The sequence below is a fragment of the Streptomyces sp. A1136 genome (assembly GCF_004795055.1).
In the GTDB taxonomy this organism is placed as follows: Bacteria; Actinomycetota; Actinomycetes; order Streptomycetales; family Streptomycetaceae; genus Streptomyces.
In genome coordinates this window covers 46,124-65,587 of record NZ_SSBJ01000036.1, presented here as the reverse complement: position 1 = coordinate 65,587, position 19,464 = coordinate 46,124, and the positions used below count along the sequence as shown (strand labels likewise).

The window sequence follows — 19,464 nt, the reverse complement described above, 5'->3', positions numbered from 1 at the left end:
GGGCGGGGCGTCGTACTGGCGTACGTGTTACGTACGACGGATGGGGGGTCCGGGGTGTCGACACAGGTGGGGAAGAGGCGGTGGGAGGGGCTCGGCCGGAGGCGGGCCCGGGCCGCGGGGGTGTTCGCGGCGGCGCTGTGGCTTGCCGGGGCCGCGCTGTCGACGGCGCCCCCGGCACGGGCCGCCGCCGGGGGCGCCGTCTGCGCGGGCCGGCTCGTCAAGGTGATGCCCCTCCCGGCCGGCGAGGGGGAGGTGCGCGTGCACAAGAGCCGCGCCCGGGTGTGCGCCCTGACCCTCGCGTCACGGCCGGGCCCCCGCCGCCGGATGGCGGTGAGCGTTCAGCCGCGCGGGGGTGTCCCGGTCGTCGACGCGGGGCGGTTCACCCGTTACGCGGGCCCCGTCACCGTGGGCGCGGTCAGCCGGTGCGTGTATGTAAGGGGGAACGTAGCGGCCGGATCGGCCGATTCCGGCCGGATCCTGTGCTGACGACCTGCCCGCGGCCCAACTTGGTCTGTTCACAGGCGCGTTGGCCCCGCTAGGTTCACGGCGACCGAAGTGAACGCAAGGGGAGGGCGAATGCGCAAGACGCTCGGATGGCTGCTGTCGCTCGTGGTGCTCATCGGCACCATGGGCGCGGCCGGCGCCACGGCACAAGCGGCCACCGCCGCGGGGCCGGCCGCCGCCGCGGACATCAAGGACCAGATCCTCGGCATCCCGGGGATGAGCCTGATCGAGGAGAAGCCGTACCCCGGGTACCGCTTCTTCGTGCTCGAATACGAGCAGCCGGTCGACCACCGCCAACCCTCGAAGGGCACCTTCAAGCAGCGGCTGACCCTGCTGCACAAGGACACCTCCCGGCCCACGGTCTTCTACACCTCCGGCTACAACGTCAACACCAGCCCGCGCCGCAGCGAGCCGACGACCATCGTCGACGGCAACCAGGTGTCCCTGGAGTATCGATTCTTCACACCCTCCCGGCCCGACCCGGCCAACTGGGCGAACCTGGACATCTGGCAGGCCGCCGGCGACCAGCACCGCGTCTTCACCGCCCTCAAGAAGATCTACAGCAAGAACTGGATCGCGACGGGCGGCAGCAAGGGCGGTATGACCGCGACGTACTACGAGCGCTACTACCCGCGTGACATGGACGGCGTCGTCGCCTACGTCGCGCCGAACGACGTCAACAACAAGGAGGACTCGGCCTACGACCGGTTCCTCTCCAAGGTCGGCACCAAGGAGTGCCGCGACAAGCTGAACGCAGTCCAGCGCGAGGCGCTCGTGCGCCGCGAGCCGCTGGAGGCGAAGTACGCGGCCGCCGCCGCCGAGAACGGCTGGACCTTCACCACCGTCGGTACCCTCGACAAGGCCTACGAGGCCGTGGTGCTCGACTACACCTGGGCCTTCTGGCAGTACAGCCTGCTCGCCGACTGCGCCGGAGTCCCGACCGCGGCGACCGCCTCCGACCAGGAGATCTGGGACACCGTCGACACCATCTCCGGCTTCTCGGCCTACACCGACCAGGGACTGGAGACGTACACGCCGTACTACTACCAGGCGGGTACGCAGCTCGGCTCGCCCGACATCAAGCAGCCGCACCTCAAGGGGCTGAGCCGTTACGGCTACCAGCCGCCGCGCGACTTCGTCCCGCGTGACATCCCGATGACCTTCCAGCCGGGGGTCATGGCCGACGTCGACGCCTGGGTGCGGACCCACGCGGACCGGATGCTGTTCGTGTACGGGCAGAACGACCCGTGGGGTGCCGAACCGTTCCACCTCGGCTACGGCGTGAAGGACAGCTACGTGATGATCGCCCCGGGCGCCAACCACGGGGCCAACGTCGCCAAGCTCCAGGACGGCGAGCGGACCCTCGCGACCGCGCGCATCCTCCAGTGGGCCGGAGTGGCGCCGGCCGCCGCACTCGCCGACGCGGGCCGCGCGAGGCCGCTGGCCAAGCCGGACCCGCAGCTCGACCAGCAGGACCTCCCGCGGGAGGCGCAGCTGCGCCCGTAGCTCCCTGGGCCGTGGCCCCGGGTCCAAGGCTCCCGGGTCTACGGCTCTCCGGCAGCGGGGCCGCGGGCGGGCGTACGGCTCAGTCGTACGTCAGCCCGTGGCCCAGCGGGTAGCGGCCCGGGACCGGGACCGGGAGGCGGCCCGAGGGTCGTCGCGCACCGGTGATCACCCGGGCGGCCGCCCGCATCTCCACGTCCGTCCAGGAGTAGGTGGCCACCTCCGCGGCGCACCGCGGCAGTCGGGCGCCGTCGTAGGGGTTGCGGATCGCGACCGCCACCACCGGCACCCCGGTGGCCAGCAGGTCCGCCACCAGCGACCGCTGCGGGCTGTCGCCCTCGGGGACGTTGTACGTGCACACCAGCACCGCCGCGTGACCCGGCGCCGCCGCCGGCGCCCCTTCGGGAGCCACCGCCGAGGCCCGGCAGCCCAGGGCCGCCAACTCCCGCGCCAGTACCTCCGTAGGGGGCCCGGTGGTACCACTGGGGGAGGGCGGGGCGGCTCCCGTCACCAGCACCCGGGGCGCGGCCGAGGCGTCCAGCGGCAGCAGCCCGGCCGGGTTGGCCAACAGGGTCGTCGTACCGGCCGCGATCTCGTCGGCGGCCGTCAGGTGGTCGGCCGCGCCGACCTCCGCCAGGTCGGGCCCCGCCGTGTAGGGGCCGGCGAACAGGACCCGGCGCGCCTTGAGTTCGAGGACGCGCAGCACCGACTCCTCGATCCGGGCCGTGGTCAGCTCGCCCGACTCCACGGCGGCCAGCACGCTCCGGTACGCCAGCGCCAGGTCCGGCGGGTTCAGCAACTGGTCGCAGCCCGCCTTGAGCGCGAGGACCGGAACCCTGTCGTCGCCGTACTTCTGTCGTACCCCGGCCATGTCCAGCGCGTCGGTGACCACCACCCCGCCGAAGCCGAGGCGTTCGCGCAGGATGCCGGTCACGATCGGCCGGGAGAGGGTCGCCGGGTCACCCGAGGGATCGAGCGCGGGGAAGACGATGTGCGCCGTCATGACGGCGTCCACGCCCGCCGCCACGGCCGCCCGGAACGGAGGCTCGTCCAGCTCCTCCCACTGGGCCCGGGTGTGCCGCATCAGCGGAAGCCCCACATGACTGTCGGTCTCGGTGTCCCCGTGTCCGGGGAAGTGCTTGGCGGTGGCGGCCACCCCCGCGCCCTGGTAGCCGCGTACCTGGGCGGCGACCAGCGCCGCCACGGCCCGCGGGTCGGAGCCGAAGGACCGTACGCCGATCACCGGGTTCGCCGGGTTCACGTTCACGTCCGCGACCGGCGCGTAATCCTGTCGGATGCCCATCGCCGCCAGTTCCGCACCGGCGATCCGCGCGGCCCGGCGGGCCTCGGCGGTCGAACCCGTCGCGCGGTGGCCGGCGCCCAGCGCCATCGCCCCCGGAAGCAGGGTCGCGGGCTTGCCGATACGGGCGACGGCGCCGTGCTCCTGGTCCGTGGACAGCAGCAGCGGGACGCCGGCGCCCGAGCCGGCGGCCGCCAGTTGGAGCTCCTGCGAGAGGGCGGCGATCTGCCCGGGGGTGCGGGTGTTGTGTGCCCACGCGAAGTAGATGACCCCGCCCAAGTGATAGCGGGCGACGAGTTCGGCGGCCGTGCGCACCCCGAACTGCGCCTGGTTCAGCCGTGCGTCCGCCGGATCGGGGGCGGTCGCCGAATGCCCGTAGGCCCGGGACACGAACAACTGCCCGACCTTTTCGGCGAGGCTCATCGCGTCCACCAGCCGGCCCAGCTCCGCCCGGTCGGGGTACCGCCCCCGCCTGCCTCCGGGCCCCGAGCCCGGCGGATGCGGGTCGTCCGGGGCGCCGACGGGGGAGCCGTCCGGGGCGTGACGGACACCCGAGGCGGAGGAGGTCGCCCCGGTCGCCGTGACGGCGGCCAGGGCGGCCGCGGTGAGCAGGGCGCGGCGGGAGGCTTGGTTCGGCACCCGCCGGACCCTACTGCCGGGCCGTGCCCCCGCAGCCGCGGACACTCGCTCAGTCCCCCGGAAGTGGCCCTTCGGGAGCAGTGGTTCCGCCCGGGGCCGGTGCGCACCCGCCGGCCCGGGCCGCCCAGTGCGTGCGCAGGGTGTGGACCGCCGCCGTGATGGCGGGGCGGCGGGCAGCGCCCGTACGCCACAGCGCGTACAGCCGGCGGACCGGCCCGGGCTCCAGCGGCACGGCCACCGCCCCCCGGGGCAGCGCGCCCGTCCCCAGACGCGGCACGACCGCCACCCCGAGCCCCGCCGCCACCAGGGCGACGATGGTGTGGTTCTCCTCGGCGACGTGCGCGATGTCGGGCTCGAAGCCGGCCGTGCGCAGGGTCCGCACCAGCCAGTCGTGGCAGACCCGCCCCGGGGGCTGGCACACCCACCGCTCGCCGCCGAGATCAGCCCGGCGGATCACGGCGCGCGCGGTGAACGGATGGCCCGCCGGTACGACGAGGTCGCAGTGGTCGTCCCCGATCACCGCCTGCTCGATGCCCTCGGGGGCCGGGAGCGGGGCGATGTCCCAGTCGTGCGCCACAGCCAGGTCGGTGACCCCGCGCGCCACGAGGTCGACCGACAGGTGCGGGTCCACCTCCGTCAGGCGGACGTCCAGTGCCGGATGGCGCTCGGCCAGCTCCGCCAGCACACCGGGCAGCAGGCCGCGCGCCGCCGAGGCGAAGGCGGCCACCGTCAGCAGTCCGCTCGGCTGCCCGCGCCGCTCCTCCAGCGTCGTCTCGGCCCTCTCCACGATCGCCAGCAACTCCCGGGCCGTGTCGGCGAGGTGGCGCGCCTCCTCGGTCAGGGCGACCCCGCGCCCGCGCCGCTCCAGCAGCGTGGTGCGGGTCTCGCGCTCCAGTTTGGCGATCTGCTGCGAGACGGCGGAGGGGGTGTAGCCGAGGGCGGCCGCCGCGCCCGCGACCGAACCGTGGACGGAGACGGCGTGCAGGGCGCGCAGCCGGGACAGGTCGAGCATGCCGCGATGGTAGCCCCGGGCCGGCATGAGACGTAAGCGTTGCTTCATCCATCCCGGAAGAGATCCGCGCTGGTGCTACACGGTCGGGCCGGCGATGCTCGGAGCATGCGTCCCGTACACACCGCACTCGCCGTACTCGTGACCGCCGTCTGGGGGTTCAACTTCGTCGTCATCCAGATCGGACTCGGCCACTTCCCGCCGTTGCTCCTGTCCGCGCTGAGGTTCCTCGTCGCCGCGCTGCCCGCCGTCTTCTTCGTCGGCCGGCCCAAGGTGGCCTGGAAGTGGGTCGTCGGGGTCGGCGTGGCCCTGGGCATAGCCAAGTTCGGCCTGCTGTTCACCGGCATGGCCGCCGGGATGCCCGCCGGTCTGTCCTCCCTCGTCCTCCAGGTCCAGGCCGTCTTCACCGCCGTCCTCGCCGCGGTCGTCCTGCGGGAGCGGCCCCGACCGCTGCGGGTGCTCGGCATGGGTGTGGCCCTCGCCGGGATCGCGGTCGCCGCCGTGGACGAGGGCGCGTCCGGGCCGGTCGCCGGCTTCACGCTCGTCGTGGCGGCCGCCGCCTGCTGGGGCGTGTCCAACGTGCTGACCCGCAAGGCCGCCCCGCCCGACGCGCTGAACTTCATGGTGTGGGTGTGCACCGTCCCGGTGTTGCCGCTGATCGGGCTGTCGCTGCTGCTGGAGGGGCCCGACCGCGATCTGGCCGCGCTGCGGGCCCTGGACTGGTCCGGGGTCGCCGTCATCGGCTATGTCGCGTGGGTGTCGACGGTGTTCGGCTTCGGCGCCTGGGGCTACCTGCTGCGCCGCTACCCGGCCTCCGCCGTGGCCCCGTTCTCGTTGCTGGTCCCCGTGTTCGGCATGTCCTCGGCCGCGCTGGTGCTCGGGGAGGGCGTCTCGGGCGCGCGGTGGTCGGCCGCCGTCCTGCTCGTCGGCGGGGTCGGGCTCACGTCGTTGGCGCCCGCGCGCTCGAAGTCCCGCAGGGAGGAGGCCCGTACGGAGGAGGCCCGTACGGAGGAGGGTCGTGCGGCGCACGCCCCGACGGCACGGGCCCCCGCGGCGCCGGCCGGTCCCGAGGCTCCGCCCGCGACGGCAGCCGCCGGTCGAGCACCCCTCGGGTAATGGAAAAGTAAAGACCTGGGGTCGGGTGCAACCACCGGGGGCGGTGGCGGGTCGTAGGGGACGTCGGTACTTCCGGGAGGGGATCTGGGGGGATCGGGAAGTCCGGCACGGGAGGGGTAACCGTGGAGGGGTCCGGCCGGAAGGCCGGGCCCCTTTTCGGTCCGCCCCCCCGGTTCCGGTTCGTCCACAGGGGCGGCGCGCTGTCGGCGGCGGCCGGTACGTTCTAGGCATGACGAGCAACGGGGCAGTGCAACTCGCGGTGGTCGAGGGGGTGCTGGAACGCATCACCTACGCCAACGAGGAGAGCGGCTACACGGTCGCCCGGGTCGACACCGGCCGGGGCGCCGGAGACCTGCTGACCGTCGTCGGTTCCCTGCTCGGCGCGCAGCCCGGCGAGTCCCTGCGCATGGAGGGCCGCTGGGGCTCCCACCCCCAGTACGGCAAGCAGTTCAGCGTCGAGAACTACTCCACCATCCTGCCCGCCACCATCCAGGGCATCCGCCGCTATCTGGGCTCCGGCCTCATCAAGGGCATCGGGCCGAAGATCGCCGAGCGCATCGTCGACCACTTCGGCACCGACACCCTGGAGGTGATCGAGGGCGAGCCGAAGCGGCTGATCGAAGTGCCCGGCCTCGGGCCGAAGCGGACCAAGCTGATCGGCGCCGCCTGGGAGGAGCAGAAGGCCATCAAGGAGGTCATGGTCTTCCTCCAGGGCGTCGGCGTCTCCACCTCCATCGCGGTCCGCATCTACAAGAAGTACGGCGACGCCTCCATCTCCGTGGTCCGCAACCAGCCCTACCGGCTCGCCGCCGACGTCTGGGGCATCGGCTTCCTCACCGCCGACCGCATCGCCCAGGCCGTCGGCATCCCGCACGACAGCCCGGAACGGGTCAAGGCCGGGCTCCAGTACGCCCTGTCGCAGTCCACCGACCAGGGCCACTGCTTCCTTCCCGAGGAACGGCTGATCGCCGACGGGGTCAAACTCCTCCAAGTGGACACCGGGCTAGTCATCGACTGCCTGGCCGAGCTGGCCGCGGACCCGGAGGGCGTCGTCCGGGAATCCGTGCCGGACCCCCAGGGCGGGCCGCCGCTCACCGCCGTGTACCTGGTGCCCTTCCACCGCGCCGAGCTGTCGCTGGTCGGCCAGGTGCGGCGGCTGTTGTACGCGGAGGAGGACCGGATGCCCGGCTTCCAGGACGTGGACTGGGACAAGGCGCTGACCTGGCTGGCCGGCCGCACCGGGGCCGCGCTCGCCCCGGAGCAGCGGGACGCCGTCCGACTGGCCCTCACCCGCCGGGTCGCCGTCCTCACGGGAGGGCCCGGCTGCGGCAAGTCCTTCACCGTCCGCTCGATCGTGGAACTGGCCCGGGCCAAGAAGGCCAAGGTGGTCTTGGCGGCGCCCACCGGCCGGGCCGCGAAACGGCTCTCGGAGCTGACCGGGGCCGACGCCTCCACCGTGCACCGGCTGTTGGAACTCAAGCCGGGCGGCGACGCGGCCTTCGACCGGGACCGCCCCTTGGACGCGGATCTCGTCGTGGTGGACGAAGCCTCGATGTTGGATCTGCTGCTGGCGAACAAACTGGTGAAGGCGGTGGCCCCCGGGGCGCACCTCTTGTTGGTCGGGGACGTGGACCAGTTGCCGTCCGTGGGCGCGGGCGAGGTGCTCCGGGACCTGCTCGCGGAGGACGGGCCGGTGCCCGCCGTCCGCCTGACCAGGATCTTCCGCCAGGCCCAGCAGTCGGGCGTGGTCACCAACGCCCACCGGATCAATACCGGTGTGCCGCCCATCACCGACGGGCTGCCGGACTTCTTCCTCTTCCCCGAGGAGGACACCGAGGAGGCCGGCCGGCTCGCCGTGGACGTGGCCGCACGGCGCATTCCGGCCAGATTCGGCCTGGATCCGCGCCGTGACATCCAGGTGCTCGCGCCGATGCACCGGGGGCCTGCCGGGGCGGGCAACCTCAACGGCCTGCTCCAACAGGCGGTGACGCCCGCCCGTCCCGGCCTGCCCGAGAAGCGGTTCGGCGGCCGGGTCTTCCGGGTGGGTGACAAGGTCACCCAGATCCGGAACAACTACGAGAAGGGCGCCAACGGCGTCTTCAACGGCACGGTCGGCGTCGTCACCGGCCTTGACCTGGACGAACAGCGTCTGACGGTGCGGACGGAAGAGGACGAGGAGGTCGGCTACGAGTTCTCCGAGCTCGATGAGCTGGCCCACGCGTACGCCGTCACCATCCACCGCTCCCAGGGCAGCGAGTATCCGGCGGTCGTGATCCCGGTCACCACCGGGGCTTGGATGATGCTCCAGCGGAATCTGCTCTACACGGCGGTGACCAGGGCGAAGAAACTGGTCGTTCTGGTCGGGTCACGCAAGGCGCTCGGCCAGGCGGTGCGTACCGTTTCCGCAGGCAGGAGGTACACGGCTGTCGCCCCCAGACTGTCCGGCCGGATACCGGTGGGAAACATCACCTAAATGATCGATCATTTGGGGTTCCCGGCAGTGCGCACAAGGGGCAGGATGTTCAGATTGAAGGCACTCAGTGCCGTCATAAGCACCAAAGGCCGACCCCGAGTGCACTCTCCTGCGCCAAATGGGGGAAGGTAGAGGCAGTCAGGGCACCTCGAAGAAGAGGCACTACGTCGGTGAGGGATGACGTGAGCGACAACTCTGTAGTACTCCGGTACGCGGACGGTGAATACACCTACCCGGTGGTCGAGAGCACCGTCGGTGACCAGGGCTTCGACATCTCGAAGCTGCGGGCCCAGACCGGGCTCGTCACCTTGGACAGTGGCTACGGCAACACCGCCGCCTACAAGTCCGCGATTACCTACCTCGACGGCGAGCAGGGCATCCTGCGCTACCGCGGCTACCCGATCGAGCAGCTGGCCGAGCGTTCGACCTTCATCGAGGTCGCCTACCTGCTGATCAACGGGGAGCTGCCGACCGTCGACCAGCTCGCGTCGTTCCGCAACGAGATCACCCAGCACACGCTGCTGCACGAGGACGTCAAGCGGTTCTACGACGGCTTCCCGCGCGACGCGCACCCGATGGCGATGCTCTCCTCCGTGGTCAGCGCGCTGTCGACGTTCTACCAGGACAGCCACAACCCGTTCGACGAGAAGCAGCGCCACCTCTCGACGATCCGGCTGCTGGCCAAGCTGCCGACGATCGCCGCGTACGCGTACAAGAAGTCCGTCGGTCACCCGGTGGTCTACCCGCGCAACGACCTCGGCTACGTCGAGAACTTCCTGCGCATGACCTTCTCCGTGCCGGCCCAGGAGTACGACCTGGACCCGGTCGTCGTCTCGGCGCTGGACAAGCTGCTGATCCTGCACGCGGACCACGAGCAGAACTGCTCGACCTCCACCGTGCGTCTGGTCGGTTCCTCGCAGGCGAACATGTTCGCCTCGATCTCCGCCGGCATCTCGGCCCTGTGGGGCCCCCTGCACGGCGGCGCCAACCAGTCGGTGCTGGAGATGCTGGAAGGCATCAAGAACGACGGCGGCGACGTCGACGCCTTCATCCGCAAGGTGAAGAACAAGGAAGACGGCGTCCGCCTCATGGGCTTCGGGCACCGCGTCTACAAGAGCTTCGACCCCCGGGCGAAGATCATCAAGGCGGCGGCGCACGACGTCCTCTCGGCGCTGGGCAAGAGCGACGAGCTGCTCGACATCGCGCTCAAGCTGGAGGAGCACGCGCTGGCCGACGAGTACTTCGTCGCGCGCAACCTCTACCCGAACGTGGACTTCTACACCGGTCTCATCTACCGGGCCATGGGCTTCCCGACCGAGATGTTCACCGTGCTCTTCGCGCTCGGCCGGCTCCCCGGCTGGATCGCCCAGTGGCACGAGATGATCAAGGAGCCCGGCTCCCGCATCGGTCGCCCGCGCCAGATCTACACCGGCGAGGTCCTGCGCGACTTCGTCCCGGTCGAGGCCCGCTGACCCGAGGCTTCCCGGACCCGCCAGGGCCCGCGCGCACACGAAAAGCGCCCCGCCGTCGATCCCCCCACGGGTCGACGGTCGGGGCGCTTTCCTTTCCCCGGAACGGATTCCCCCCACGGGACCCGAACCGGGGTGTCGGCGAGGAGTGCGGTCGTGAAGCACTCCGATGGGGTTCTTGCCGGGACCCGTACGGGTCGGGAGGGCCGCTCAAAGCTCCCCGGGGCGCACGTGTCCCGGCCGGCTGATGCCCGGGACGTCCCCCAAGACCTCCCGCGAACGTCCCCCAAGACGTTCCTGGCATCACCCCATTAGACCCGCGCATCCGCCGGATGGTTACGTTCGAATCACTGTGATCTGCGTCTCCTGTGAAGGATCTGTGTGTGCGGTGCGAAGGGAATCCTCTAGCGGAAGGACCGCAACCGCAGGCTGTTGGTCACCACGAAGACCGAAGAAAAGGCCATGGCCGCCCCGGCGATCATCGGGTTGAGCAGCCCGGAGGCCGCCAACGGGAGCGCGGCCAGGTTGTAGCCGAAGGCCCAGAAGAGGTTGCCCTTGATGGTGGCCAGGGTCCGGCGGGAGAGGCGGATCGCGTCCGCCGCCACCCGCAGGTCGCCCCGTACGAGGGTCAGATCGCCGGCCTCGATGGCCGCGTCCGTGCCGGTCCCCATGGCCAGGCCCAGGTCGGCCTGGGCGAGGGCGGCCGCGTCGTTGACGCCGTCCCCGACCATGGCCACCGTGCGGCCCTCGGCCTGCAAGTGGCGTACGACCTCCACCTTGTCCCGCGGGAGCACCTCGGCGATCACCTCGTCGATGCCCACCTCGGCGGCCACCGCCTCGGCCACGGCCCGGTTGTCGCCGGTCAGCAGCATCGGGGTGAGGCCCAGCGCCCGCAGCCGCGCCACCGCCTCGGCGCTGGTCGCCTTCACCGCGTCGGCGACCGCGAGCACCCCGCGCACCTCCCCGTCCCAAGCAACCAGCACCGCCGTGGCGCCCGCGGCCTCGGCGGCCGCCTTGGCGCCGGCCAGGGCGGCCGGCAGGGCGGAGACGCCGCGCTCCGCCAGGAAGCCCTCCCGGCCCACCGACACGGAGCGCCCGTCCACCACGCCCCGTACGCCGAGCCCGGCCAGGTTCTCGAAGCCCTCGGGGACCGGCAGGGCCCCCGCCCGCTCGGCGGCGGCCACCGCGATCGCCCGGGCGATGGGGTGCTCGGAGGCGTGTTCCAGGGAGCCGGCCGTGCGCAGCAGCTCCAGCCCGTCCACGCCCGGCGCGGGGTGCACCCCGGTCAGGGTCATCCGCCCGGTCGTGACGGTGCCGGTCTTGTCCAGGACGACGGTGTCCACCCGGTGGGTCGACTCCAACACCTCCGGCCCCTTGATCAGGATGCCGAGTTGGGCGCCCCGGCCGGTGCCGACCATCAGGGCGGTCGGGGTGGCCAGCCCCAGGGCGCACGGGCAGGCGATGATCAGGACGGCCACGGCGGCGGTGAACGCGGCCGTCGCGTCGTCGGCGATCAGCAGCCAGGTCACCCACGTCCCGAGGGAGAGCAGCAGGACGACCGGCACGAACACCGCCGAGATCCGGTCCGCCAGGCGCTGGACCTCGGCCTTGCCGTTCTGCGCCTCCTCGACCAGCCGCGCGATCCGGGCCAGGCGGGTGTCCGCGCCCACCCGGGTCGCCTCGACGACCAGCCGGCCGGACGTGTTGACGGTGGCGCCGGTGACCGGATCGCCGACGCCCACGTCCACGGGCACGGACTCCCCGGTAAGCAAGGAGACGTCCACGGCGGAGCCGCCCTCGACCACCGTGCCGTCGGTGGCGATCTTCTCGCCGGGGCGGACCACGAACCGGTCGCCCACGACGAGCGCGCCCACGGGCACCCGCACCTCGCGGCCGGCGCGCAGGACGGCCACGTCCTTGGCGCCCAGCTCCAGCAGCGCCTTGAGGGCGGCGCCCGCCTTCCGCTTGGAGCGGGCCTCCAGGTAGCGGCCCAGCAGGATGAAGGTGACGACGCCGGACGCCACCTCCAGGTAGAGGGAGTCCCCCGCCGTCCCGGATGCGGTGAGGGCGAAGTCGTGCCGCATCCCGGTCATGCCGGCGTCACCGAAGAACAGCGCCCACAGTGACCAGCCGAACGCGGCGAGGGTGCCGAGCGAGACGAGGGTGTCCATGGTGGCCGCGCCGTGTGTCGCGTTCGTCCAGGCGGCCCGGTGGAACGGCAGGGCGCCCCACACGACGACCGGCGCGGCCAGGGTCAGCGAGAGCCACTGCCAGTTGTCGAACTGGAGGGCCGGGACCATGGACAGGACCACGACCGGCAGCGCCAGGGCGGCGCTGACCAGCAGCCGCCCGCGCAGCGCGTCGAGCGCCGGGTCGTCCGGGACCGCGTCCGGCGCGGGGATGCCCGGCGGGGCGACGTCGCGGGCCGGGGGCTCGGGCACGGGCGGCGGCGGGGGCTCCTCGGCGGTGTAGCCGGTCTTGACGACGGTCGCGATCAGGTCGGCCACCCGCACGTCACCCGAGTAGGACACCTTGGCCTTCTCGGTGGCGTAGTTCACCGTGGCGCTGACCCCGTCCATCCGGTTCAGCTTCTTCTCGACGCGGGCCGCGCAGGAGGCGCACGTCATCCCGCCGATGGTCAGTTCGACCTCCCCGGCGCCGGCCACCGATACCGGTCCCTCGTGCACTGCGCTGCCGCTCATCTCCGGCTCCAAACGGGAAGGCCGGGTCGTACGGGACCAGTATGAGCGGTCCCGTACGACCCGGCGGGGTCCTTCGCAGTTCTACCCGGCCTCAGGCCCGGCCCGCCAACTCGTACCCGGCCTCGTCCACGGCGGCGCGCACGGCCTCGTCCTGGAGCGGGGCGGCGGAGACCACGGTGACCTCACCCGTCGCGGCGACGGCCTTGACCGAACTCACACCCGGCAGCGCCGAGATCTCGGCGGTCACCGCGCCCTCGCAGTGTCCGCAGGTCATGCCGGTCACCCGGTAGACGGCGGTGGTCTGGGTGTCCGTCTCGGCGCTCATGTCGTTCTCCTCTTCGAGGGCGTGTCGGTCGCGGGGAGGCGCGCTGCACCCCATCCTCCCCGACTTCCCTCCAGTGTACCCCCAGGGGGTATTCGGGGAAGCGTGGCGCGGCGTGGTGCGGGCCACGTCCTTCAGCCGTCGCGGCGGCCCCGATTGCCCGGCCTGCGGGCCACCCAGGCGCGGATCGTATCGTCGTACCAGTAGGGCTTGCCGTGCTCCACATGGTCGGGGGCCGGCAGCAGTCCGTGCTTGCGGTAGGAGCGCACGGTGTCCGGCTGGACCCGGATGTGGGCGGCGATCTCCTTGTACGACCACAGCTGTCGGTCGCTCATGCACGACACCTCCTTGTCCACGGCGCAGGGGTCGGCCGGGAGGCCGTCGGGGGAGCCGGCGCGTGGACGGACGATCACTCGGGGTTGTGCCCGGGGAACGACGCACGGTGAGGGCAGGGGAGGGCCTGTCGACCGGCTGTGACGGAAAACCCGCGTAACGCGGACATGCGTGACACGGCGGCGACTTCCGTGACGGATGCGGCACACCGGTGGCGGGGGTCCGGTGGTGCCGGCGGTGCCGGTGTAAGCGGCGGTGGCTCAGTGGTAGAGCGCGGGCCGTTCCACCAGCTCCACGGGGGTCCGGGTGCCACTGCGCGCGGCGGCGAGTCCGGCCTCGGAGACGGCGGCGGCCGCGTAGCCGTCCCACACGTCGGGCCCGTCGATCCGTCCCCGCGCGGCTGCCGCCACCCACCGCCGCACCTGGCGGTCGTAGGCGTCGGCGAACCGGGTGAGGAAGTCCTGGGCGATCTCCCCGCCCCACCGGCCCCGCGTCTGTACGACCATCGCGTGGCCGTCCCCGATCCGGGCGCTGCCCGCCTCGCCGACCGCCTCGCACTGCACCTGGTAGCCGAAGCCGCAGTTGACGAAGATCTCGACGTCGACGATCGCCCCGCCCGAGGTCTCCAGGAGCACGAAGCGGGGATCGCTCAGCCCCTGCGGCGCGGCGGCGGACGGGGCCGGCGAAAGGACGGTCACCGCGGTGATCTCCTGCCCCAGCAGCCAGCGCGCCGCGTCCACCTCGTGCACCACGGAGTCGCTGATCAGCATGTCGTTGGTGAAGAAGGAGGGGGAGGCGGCGTTGCGGTGTCGGCAGTGCAGGAACAGCGGCCGACCGATCCCGCCCGCGTCCAGCAGTCCTCTCAGCCCCTCGTACTCGGCGTCGAACCGCCGCATGAACCCCACCTGGACCAGCTTGCGACCCAGCCTCAGCTCCGCCTCCAACACCCGCAGGGCGCCCGCCGGATCGGGGGTCAGCGGCTTCTCGCACAACACGGGCAGCTCCAGCGCCAAGGCGTGCAGGAGCGCTTCCTCGTGGGCGGGCCCGGGCGAGGCGATCAGTACGGCGCCCACCCCCGGCGCGGCCATCGCCGCCGCGGCGTCGGTGTGCGCGCTGACGCCCTCCAGGCCCGCCACTGCCTCCTTGACGCGGTCGCCGTCCGGATCGGCCACGGCCACCACCCGCGCCCCGCCGACCGTTCGGCCGATCCGGCGGACGTGGTCGGTGCCCATCCTCCCGGTGCCGATGACGGCGATGCCGAGCGTGCTGGTCATGTGGAAGTCCCCCTTGGGGTGGCGGGCTTGGGGCGGCGGACGTGAGGTGCGGGGTCCGAGGTGGCGGGCCCCGGGTTCCGGGTGGTCAGCGGGCGCCGCAGGAGCGCAGGTAGGACCGGGTCCGGCGGGCGATCGGCAGCGGCCGGTCCGGCGGGCAGGGGTACATGTCCTGCTCGACGATGGCGAACAGGTCCACCCCGAGCGCCTGGGCGGCGGCCAGCACGGGTTCCAGCGCGGGCACCCCGGACGGCGGCTCGCACATCACCCCGCGCGCCACGGCCGGTCCGAACGGCACCTGCCCGGCGACCACTTCGGCCAGGACGCGCGGGTCCACCTGCTTGAGGTGCAGGTAGCCGATCCGCTCGCCGAAGGTCTCGACGGCCCGGACGCTGTCCCCGCCGCAGTAGGCGTAGTGCCCGGTGTCCAGGCAGAGCGACACCAGCTCCGGGTCGGTGGCGTCGAGGAACCGGGCGACGTTCTCCGGGGTGTCGATGTGGGTGTCCGCATGGGGGTGGACCACGATCCGCAGCCCGTACCGCTCGCGCACCTCCCGGCCCAGGCGCTCGGTCTGCGTGGTCAGTTCGCGCCAGCCCGAGGCCGTGAGGGTCGCGTCCTCCAGCACCTCGCCGGTCTTGTCGTCGCGCCAGAACGACGGGATGACCACGAGGTGCGCCGCGCCCATGGCCCGGGTGAGTTCCGCGATCCGCGACACGTGCTCCCAGGTCTGCTCCCACACGCCCGGCCCGTGATGGAGTCCGGTGAAGACGGTGCCCGCGCAGACGCGCAGGCCGCGCCGGGCGGTCTCGTCGGCGAGGCGGGCCGGATCGGTGGGCAGGTAGCCGTACGGGCCGAGTTCGATCCACTCGTACCCGGCCTCCGCGACCTCGTCCAGGAAACGCTCCCACGGCGTCTGGAGGGGATCGTCCGGAAACCACACCCCCCACGAGTCCGGGGCGGAACCGACGCGGATACGGGTCAGCGTGGCTGGGGAGGACGAGGGAGTGGAGGGCGGGGGAGTGGAGGACGGCGAGGACGTCATGGCGGCCACCTTAGGGTGCGAGGCTCGAAAGGGGACGGGGAAGCGCAGTGGGAGAGGAAGTGGGAGCAGTGGCACCGACCAGCGGGGACGGGGACGCGTTCGACCCGGGGCGGACCAGCGGGGACGGGGACGCGTTCGACCTGATCACGATGGGGCGCATCGGGGTGGATCTCTACCCGCTGAGGACCGGCGTACCGCTCGCCGAAGCGGAGACCTTCGGCAAGTTCCTGGGCGGTTCCCCGACGAACGTCGCGGTGGCGGCGGCCCGCCTGGGCCGCCGGGTGGCCGTGATCACCCGGACCGGGGCCGACCCCTTCGGCGCGTACCTGCGCGCGGAACTGCGGGCCTTCGGCGTCGACGACCGCTGGGTGCGCGAGGTGGCCGCCTACCCGACGCCCGTCACCTTCTGCGAGATCTTCCCGCCGGACGACTTCCCGCTGTACTTCTACCGCTTCCCGAAGGCACCCGACCTGGAGATCACCGCCGATGAGATCGATGCCGACGCGGTACGGTCCGCCCGGGTGTTCTGGATGACGGGCACGGGCCTGAGCGCGGAGCCCAGCCGCGGCGCCACCCTCGCCGCGCTCGAAGCCCGCTCGAAATCGGGGACCACCGTCTTCGACCTCGACTGGCGGCCGATGCTGTGGGACGACGAGCCGGGACCCTGGTACGAGCGGGCGCTCGCCGGCGCCACGGTGGCCGTCGGCAACGCCGAGGAGTGCGCGATCGCCACGGGCGAGCGGGAGCCGTACGCGGCGGCCCGGGCGCTGTTGGCGGCCGGGGTGGAGTTGGCCGTCGTCAAACGCGGTCCGGCCGGTGTCCTCGCCGTCCACCGCGACGGGACGGCCGTGGAGGTGCCGCCGGTAGCGGTGGAGGTCGTCAACGGGCTCGGGGCGGGCGACGCCTTCGGGGGCGCGCTGTGCCACGGGCTGCTCGCGGGCTGGGACACGGCGCGCGTGCTGCGCTTCGCCAACGCGGCGGGCGCCATCGTCGCCTCCCGGCTGGCCTGCTCGACGGCGATGCCCTACCCGAAGGAGGTCGAGGAGGTGCTGGAACAGTGACGGTGACCGCCTCCCACGCGATGGCCTCGACCGCCCTGCGGGTGCTGGAACTCGCCCCGGGCGAGTCGTACGCGCACACCTGCGGCGACCACGAGTGGATCGTCCTGCCCCTGGCCGGAGCCTGTGTCGTCGACTGCCGCGCGCCCGACCCCCAGGTGATCGAACTGACCGGCCGCGCCGACGTGTTCACGTCGGTGACGGACTTCGCCTACCTCCCGCGCGACGGCCGCGCCGACATCGGCTCCCGGGCCGGCGGCCGGTTCGCGCTCGTCGGGGCGCGCTGCGAGCGGGCGTTGCCCGCCCGGTACGGGCCGGCGGGCCGGGTACCGGTCGAGCTGCGCGGCGCCGGGCAGTGCTCCCGCCAGGTCAACAACTTCGCCGCCGCCGACGCGTTCGCCTGCGACCGGCTCATCGCGGTCGAGGTGCTCACCCCCGGCGGCAACTGGTCCTCGTACCCGCCCCACAAGCACGACGAGCACCGCCCCGGCGAGGAGTCCCGGCTGGAGGAGATCTACTACTTCGAGATCGCCCCCCACGACGGCACGCCCGGACGCGGATACCAGCGTGTCATCCCCTCCCCGGCGGGGAAGACCGACATCCTCACGGAGGTGGGGAGCGGGGACGCGGTGCTCATCCCGGACGGCTGGCACGGGCCGTCCATCGCGACGCCCGGCCACGACATGTACTACCTCAACGTGATGGCCGGACCGGACGGCCCCCGGGAGTGGCTGATCCGCGACCACCCCGACCACGGCTGGATCCGGTCCACCTGGGTCGACGGCCAGGTCGACCCCCGCCTGCCCTTCTACCGATCGGAGGAGCGCCGCCCATGACCACGACGAGGCTCACCGTGGCGCAGGCCCTCGTACGGTTCCTGTCCCGCCAGTACACCGAGCGCGACGGGACCCGCAGCCGGCTGGTCGCCGCCACCTGGGGGATCTTCGGGCACGGCAACGTCGCCGGGATCGGGCAGGCGCTGCTGGAAGGCGGCCGGGAGGAGATGCCCTTCTTCCAGGGACGCAACGAGCAGGCCATGGTGCACGCGGCCGTCGGGTACGCCCGCCAGTCGGGGCGGCTGTCCACGCACGCCGTGACGACCTCCATCGGGCCCGGCGCGACCAACCTCGTCACCGGGGCCGCCCTCGCGACCGTCAACCGGCTGCCGGTGCTGTTGCTGCCGGGGGACACCTTCGCGACCCGACCCGCCGACCCGGTGCTCCAGCAGCTTGAGGTGCCGTACGCCGGTGACGTCTCCGTCAACGACACCCTGCGGCCCGTGTCCCGCCACTTCGACCGGGTCACCCGCCCGGAGGCGCTGATCCCCGCCGCCCTCCAGGCGGTACGGGTGCTCACCGACCCCGTCCAGACCGGCGCCGTGACCCTCGCGCTGCCGCAGGACGTGCAGGCGCAGGCCCACGACTGGCCCGAGGAGTTCTTCGCCGAACGGGTCTGGCGGGTGCGCCGGCCCCGGCCCGACCGGGACGAGCTGGCGGCAGCCGCCGAGGCGGTACGGGGCTCCGCGCGCCCCCTGATCATCGCCGGCGGCGGCATCCGGCACAGCGCCGCCCAGGCCGCCCTCGCCGGGTTCGCCCGGGCCACCGGCATCCCCGTCGCGGCCACCCAGGCGGGCAAGGGCGCCCTTCCCTTCGACCATCCCGCCGAGGTGGGAGGCGTCGGGCACACCGGCACGGCCACCGCCGACGCCCTCGCCCGCGAAGCCGACCTCGTGATCGCGGCGGGCACCCGGCTGACCGACTTCACCACCGCCTCCGCGACCCTGTTCCAGAACCCCGCCGTCCGTTTCGTCGGCCTGAACCTCGACCCGTACGACGCCCACAAGCTCGCCGCCCGGCCGCTGGTCGGCGACGCGCGGGAATGCCTGGATGAACTCCGCGTCGCGGTCGGCGGGTACCGCGTGGACCCCCGGTACGAGGCGACGTACAAGGAGGGCAAACGCGACTGGGAGCGGCTGGTCGAGCGGGCCTTCGCGAGCGGCGACGAGGACGCCGCCCCGACGCAGGCACAGGTGCTCGGTCTGCTCGACGGCGTGGTCGACGCCTCCGACATCCTGATCAACGCGGCCGGATCGCTCCCCGGGGACCTGCACAAGCTGTGGCGCCCCCGCTCCGGCGACCAGTACCACGTCGAATACGGCTACTCCTGCATGGGCTACGAGATCCCGGCCGCGATCGGGGCGGCGCTGGCCGCGCCCGGACGGCCCGTGTGGGCGCTCGTCGGGGACGGGACGTACCTGATGAACCCGACCGAGATCGTCACCGCCGTGCAGGAGGGCGTCCCGATCAAGGTGGTCATCCTCGACAACCACGGCTACGCCTCGATCGGCGGCCTGTCCGGAGCGGTGGGCGGCGAGGGCTTCGGGACGGCCTACCGCTTCCGGGCGACCGACGGCGCGTACACCGGCCCGCCGCTCCCGGTCGATCACGCGGCCAACGCGGCCTCCCTCGGGATGGCGGTCATCCGTGCCGAGACCATCCGTGACCTGCGAAAAGCCCTGGTGGAAGCACGGGCGTCGGACCGTCCCACATGTGTCTACACGCAGACCCGAACACCCGACACTGTGTCGGGCCCACCCCCGGCACAGGCGTGGTGGGATGTTCCCGTGGCCGAGACCGCGACCCGCGCGGCGGCGGCCTCGGCCCGCGAAGAGTACGACCGGCAAGCCGCGCAGCGACGTCGCCATCTGTGAAGGAGCAAGGCAC

Annotated in this window: 15 protein-coding genes; 8 read left to right on the top strand and 7 right to left on the bottom strand. The window is 72.7% G+C overall.

Annotation, left to right across the window (positions count from 1 at the left end; genetic code table 11):
• The first annotated feature begins 54 nt into the window (after nucleotides 1-54).
• Both E6R62_RS29085 and E6R62_RS29080 read left to right on the top strand, forming a co-directional pair.
• Nucleotides 55-486: a hypothetical protein gene (locus tag E6R62_RS29085; RefSeq protein WP_240801973.1), complete on the top strand. Its 432-nt coding sequence runs from the start codon at nucleotides 55-57 to the stop codon at nucleotides 484-486.
• A gap of 90 nt (nucleotides 487-576) precedes the next feature.
• Complete coding sequence (locus E6R62_RS29080; protein WP_136216464.1) at nucleotides 577-2,010, top strand: S28 family serine protease; 1,434 nt, start codon at nucleotides 577-579, stop codon at nucleotides 2,008-2,010.
• 79 nt (nucleotides 2,011-2,089) lie between these two features.
• On the opposite strand, the gene E6R62_RS29075 is transcribed toward E6R62_RS29080, so the two are convergent.
• A complete protein-coding gene (locus E6R62_RS29075; protein ID WP_206308876.1) occupies nucleotides 2,090-3,946 on the bottom strand; it encodes a glycoside hydrolase family 3 protein in 1,857 nt (618 codons plus the stop codon).
• Between the two features lie 49 nt (nucleotides 3,947-3,995).
• Nucleotides 3,996-4,958 (bottom strand): LysR family transcriptional regulator, encoded by a 963-nt coding sequence (locus E6R62_RS29070; protein ID WP_136216463.1) that lies wholly within the window; start codon nucleotides 4,956-4,958, stop codon nucleotides 3,996-3,998.
• Nucleotides 4,959-5,063: 105 nt separating this feature from the next.
• Here E6R62_RS29070 and E6R62_RS29065 point away from each other — a divergent pair, with 105 nt between their 5' ends.
• The 3 genes from E6R62_RS29065 to E6R62_RS29055 all read left to right on the top strand — a co-directional run bounded on the left by E6R62_RS29065 (nucleotide 5,064) and on the right by E6R62_RS29055 (nucleotide 10,016).
• On the top strand, nucleotides 5,064-6,071 hold the full coding sequence (locus E6R62_RS29065) for an EamA family transporter (RefSeq protein WP_136216462.1): 1,008 nt from the start codon (nucleotides 5,064-5,066) through the stop codon (nucleotides 6,069-6,071).
• A 229-nt stretch (nucleotides 6,072-6,300) separates the two neighbouring features.
• A complete protein-coding gene (locus E6R62_RS29060) occupies nucleotides 6,301-8,544 on the top strand; it encodes an ATP-dependent RecD-like DNA helicase (RefSeq protein ID WP_136216461.1) in 2,244 nt (747 codons plus the stop codon).
• Between the two features lie 182 nt (nucleotides 8,545-8,726).
• On the top strand, nucleotides 8,727-10,016 hold the full coding sequence (locus tag E6R62_RS29055) for a citrate synthase (protein WP_136216460.1): 1,290 nt from the start codon (nucleotides 8,727-8,729) through the stop codon (nucleotides 10,014-10,016).
• A 401-nt stretch (nucleotides 10,017-10,417) separates the two neighbouring features.
• Here E6R62_RS29055 and E6R62_RS29050 read toward each other — a convergent pair whose 3' ends face one another.
• The 5 genes from E6R62_RS29050 to E6R62_RS29030 all read right to left on the bottom strand — a co-directional run bounded on the left by E6R62_RS29050 (nucleotide 10,418) and on the right by E6R62_RS29030 (nucleotide 15,683).
• The gene (locus tag E6R62_RS29050; RefSeq protein ID WP_136216459.1) at nucleotides 10,418-12,715 is read right to left on the bottom strand and encodes a cation-translocating P-type ATPase; all 2,298 of its coding nucleotides are present in this window, start codon (nucleotides 12,713-12,715) and stop codon (nucleotides 10,418-10,420) included.
• 91 nt (nucleotides 12,716-12,806) lie between these two features.
• Nucleotides 12,807-13,040, bottom strand: a complete 234-nt coding sequence (locus E6R62_RS29045) for a heavy-metal-associated domain-containing protein (RefSeq protein ID WP_136216458.1) — start codon at nucleotides 13,038-13,040, stop codon at nucleotides 12,807-12,809.
• A 131-nt stretch (nucleotides 13,041-13,171) separates the two neighbouring features.
• Nucleotides 13,172-13,372, bottom strand: coding sequence for an AlpA family transcriptional regulator (locus tag E6R62_RS29040; protein WP_136216457.1), 201 nt, complete (start codon nucleotides 13,370-13,372; stop codon nucleotides 13,172-13,174).
• 258 nt (nucleotides 13,373-13,630) lie between these two features.
• A complete protein-coding gene (locus E6R62_RS29035; RefSeq protein WP_136216456.1) occupies nucleotides 13,631-14,644 on the bottom strand; it encodes a Gfo/Idh/MocA family protein in 1,014 nt (337 codons plus the stop codon).
• Between the two features lie 85 nt (nucleotides 14,645-14,729).
• A complete protein-coding gene (locus E6R62_RS29030; protein WP_136216455.1) occupies nucleotides 14,730-15,683 on the bottom strand; it encodes a sugar phosphate isomerase/epimerase in 954 nt (317 codons plus the stop codon).
• Nucleotides 15,684-15,823: 140 nt separating this feature from the next.
• Between E6R62_RS29030 and iolC the strand changes: the two genes are divergently transcribed.
• The 3 genes from iolC to iolD are packed head-to-tail and all read left to right on the top strand — an operon-like array spanning nucleotide 15,824 to nucleotide 19,451.
• A complete protein-coding gene (iolC, locus tag E6R62_RS29025) occupies nucleotides 15,824-16,744 on the top strand; it encodes a 5-dehydro-2-deoxygluconokinase (RefSeq protein WP_276615667.1) in 921 nt (306 codons plus the stop codon).
• A 20-nt stretch (nucleotides 16,745-16,764) separates the two neighbouring features.
• Complete coding sequence (iolB, locus tag E6R62_RS29020) at nucleotides 16,765-17,577, top strand: 5-deoxy-glucuronate isomerase (protein ID WP_240801976.1); 813 nt, start codon at nucleotides 16,765-16,767, stop codon at nucleotides 17,575-17,577.
• Nucleotides 17,574-19,451: a 3D-(3,5/4)-trihydroxycyclohexane-1,2-dione acylhydrolase (decyclizing) gene (iolD, locus tag E6R62_RS29015; RefSeq protein WP_136216453.1), complete on the top strand. Its 1,878-nt coding sequence runs from the start codon at nucleotides 17,574-17,576 to the stop codon at nucleotides 19,449-19,451. Before iolB ends, iolD begins: the two co-directional genes overlap by 4 nt.
• Nucleotides 19,452-19,464 lie beyond the last annotated feature (13 nt).

Coding starts and splice junctions, on each gene's coding strand:
- iolD (WP_136216453.1), top strand. CDS start 17,574: ATGACCACGACGAGGCTCACCGTGGCGCAGGCCCTCGTACGGTTCCTG.
- E6R62_RS29060 (WP_136216461.1), top strand. CDS start 6,301: ATGACGAGCAACGGGGCAGTGCAACTCGCGGTGGTCGAGGGGGTGCTG.
- E6R62_RS29040 (WP_136216457.1), bottom strand. CDS start 13,372: ATGAGCGACCGACAGCTGTGGTCGTACAAGGAGATCGCCGCCCACATC.
- E6R62_RS29065 (WP_136216462.1), top strand. CDS start 5,064: ATGCGTCCCGTACACACCGCACTCGCCGTACTCGTGACCGCCGTCTGG.
- E6R62_RS29045 (WP_136216458.1), bottom strand. CDS start 13,040: ATGAGCGCCGAGACGGACACCCAGACCACCGCCGTCTACCGGGTGACC.
- E6R62_RS29030 (WP_136216455.1), bottom strand. CDS start 15,683: ATGACGTCCTCGCCGTCCTCCACTCCCCCGCCCTCCACTCCCTCGTCC.
- E6R62_RS29050 (WP_136216459.1), bottom strand. CDS start 12,715: ATGAGCGGCAGCGCAGTGCACGAGGGACCGGTATCGGTGGCCGGCGCC.
- E6R62_RS29035 (WP_136216456.1), bottom strand. CDS start 14,644: ATGACCAGCACGCTCGGCATCGCCGTCATCGGCACCGGGAGGATGGGC.
- E6R62_RS29070 (WP_136216463.1), bottom strand. CDS start 4,958: ATGCTCGACCTGTCCCGGCTGCGCGCCCTGCACGCCGTCTCCGTCCAC.
- E6R62_RS29080 (WP_136216464.1), top strand. CDS start 577: ATGCGCAAGACGCTCGGATGGCTGCTGTCGCTCGTGGTGCTCATCGGC.
- iolB (WP_240801976.1), top strand. CDS start 16,765: ATGGCCTCGACCGCCCTGCGGGTGCTGGAACTCGCCCCGGGCGAGTCG.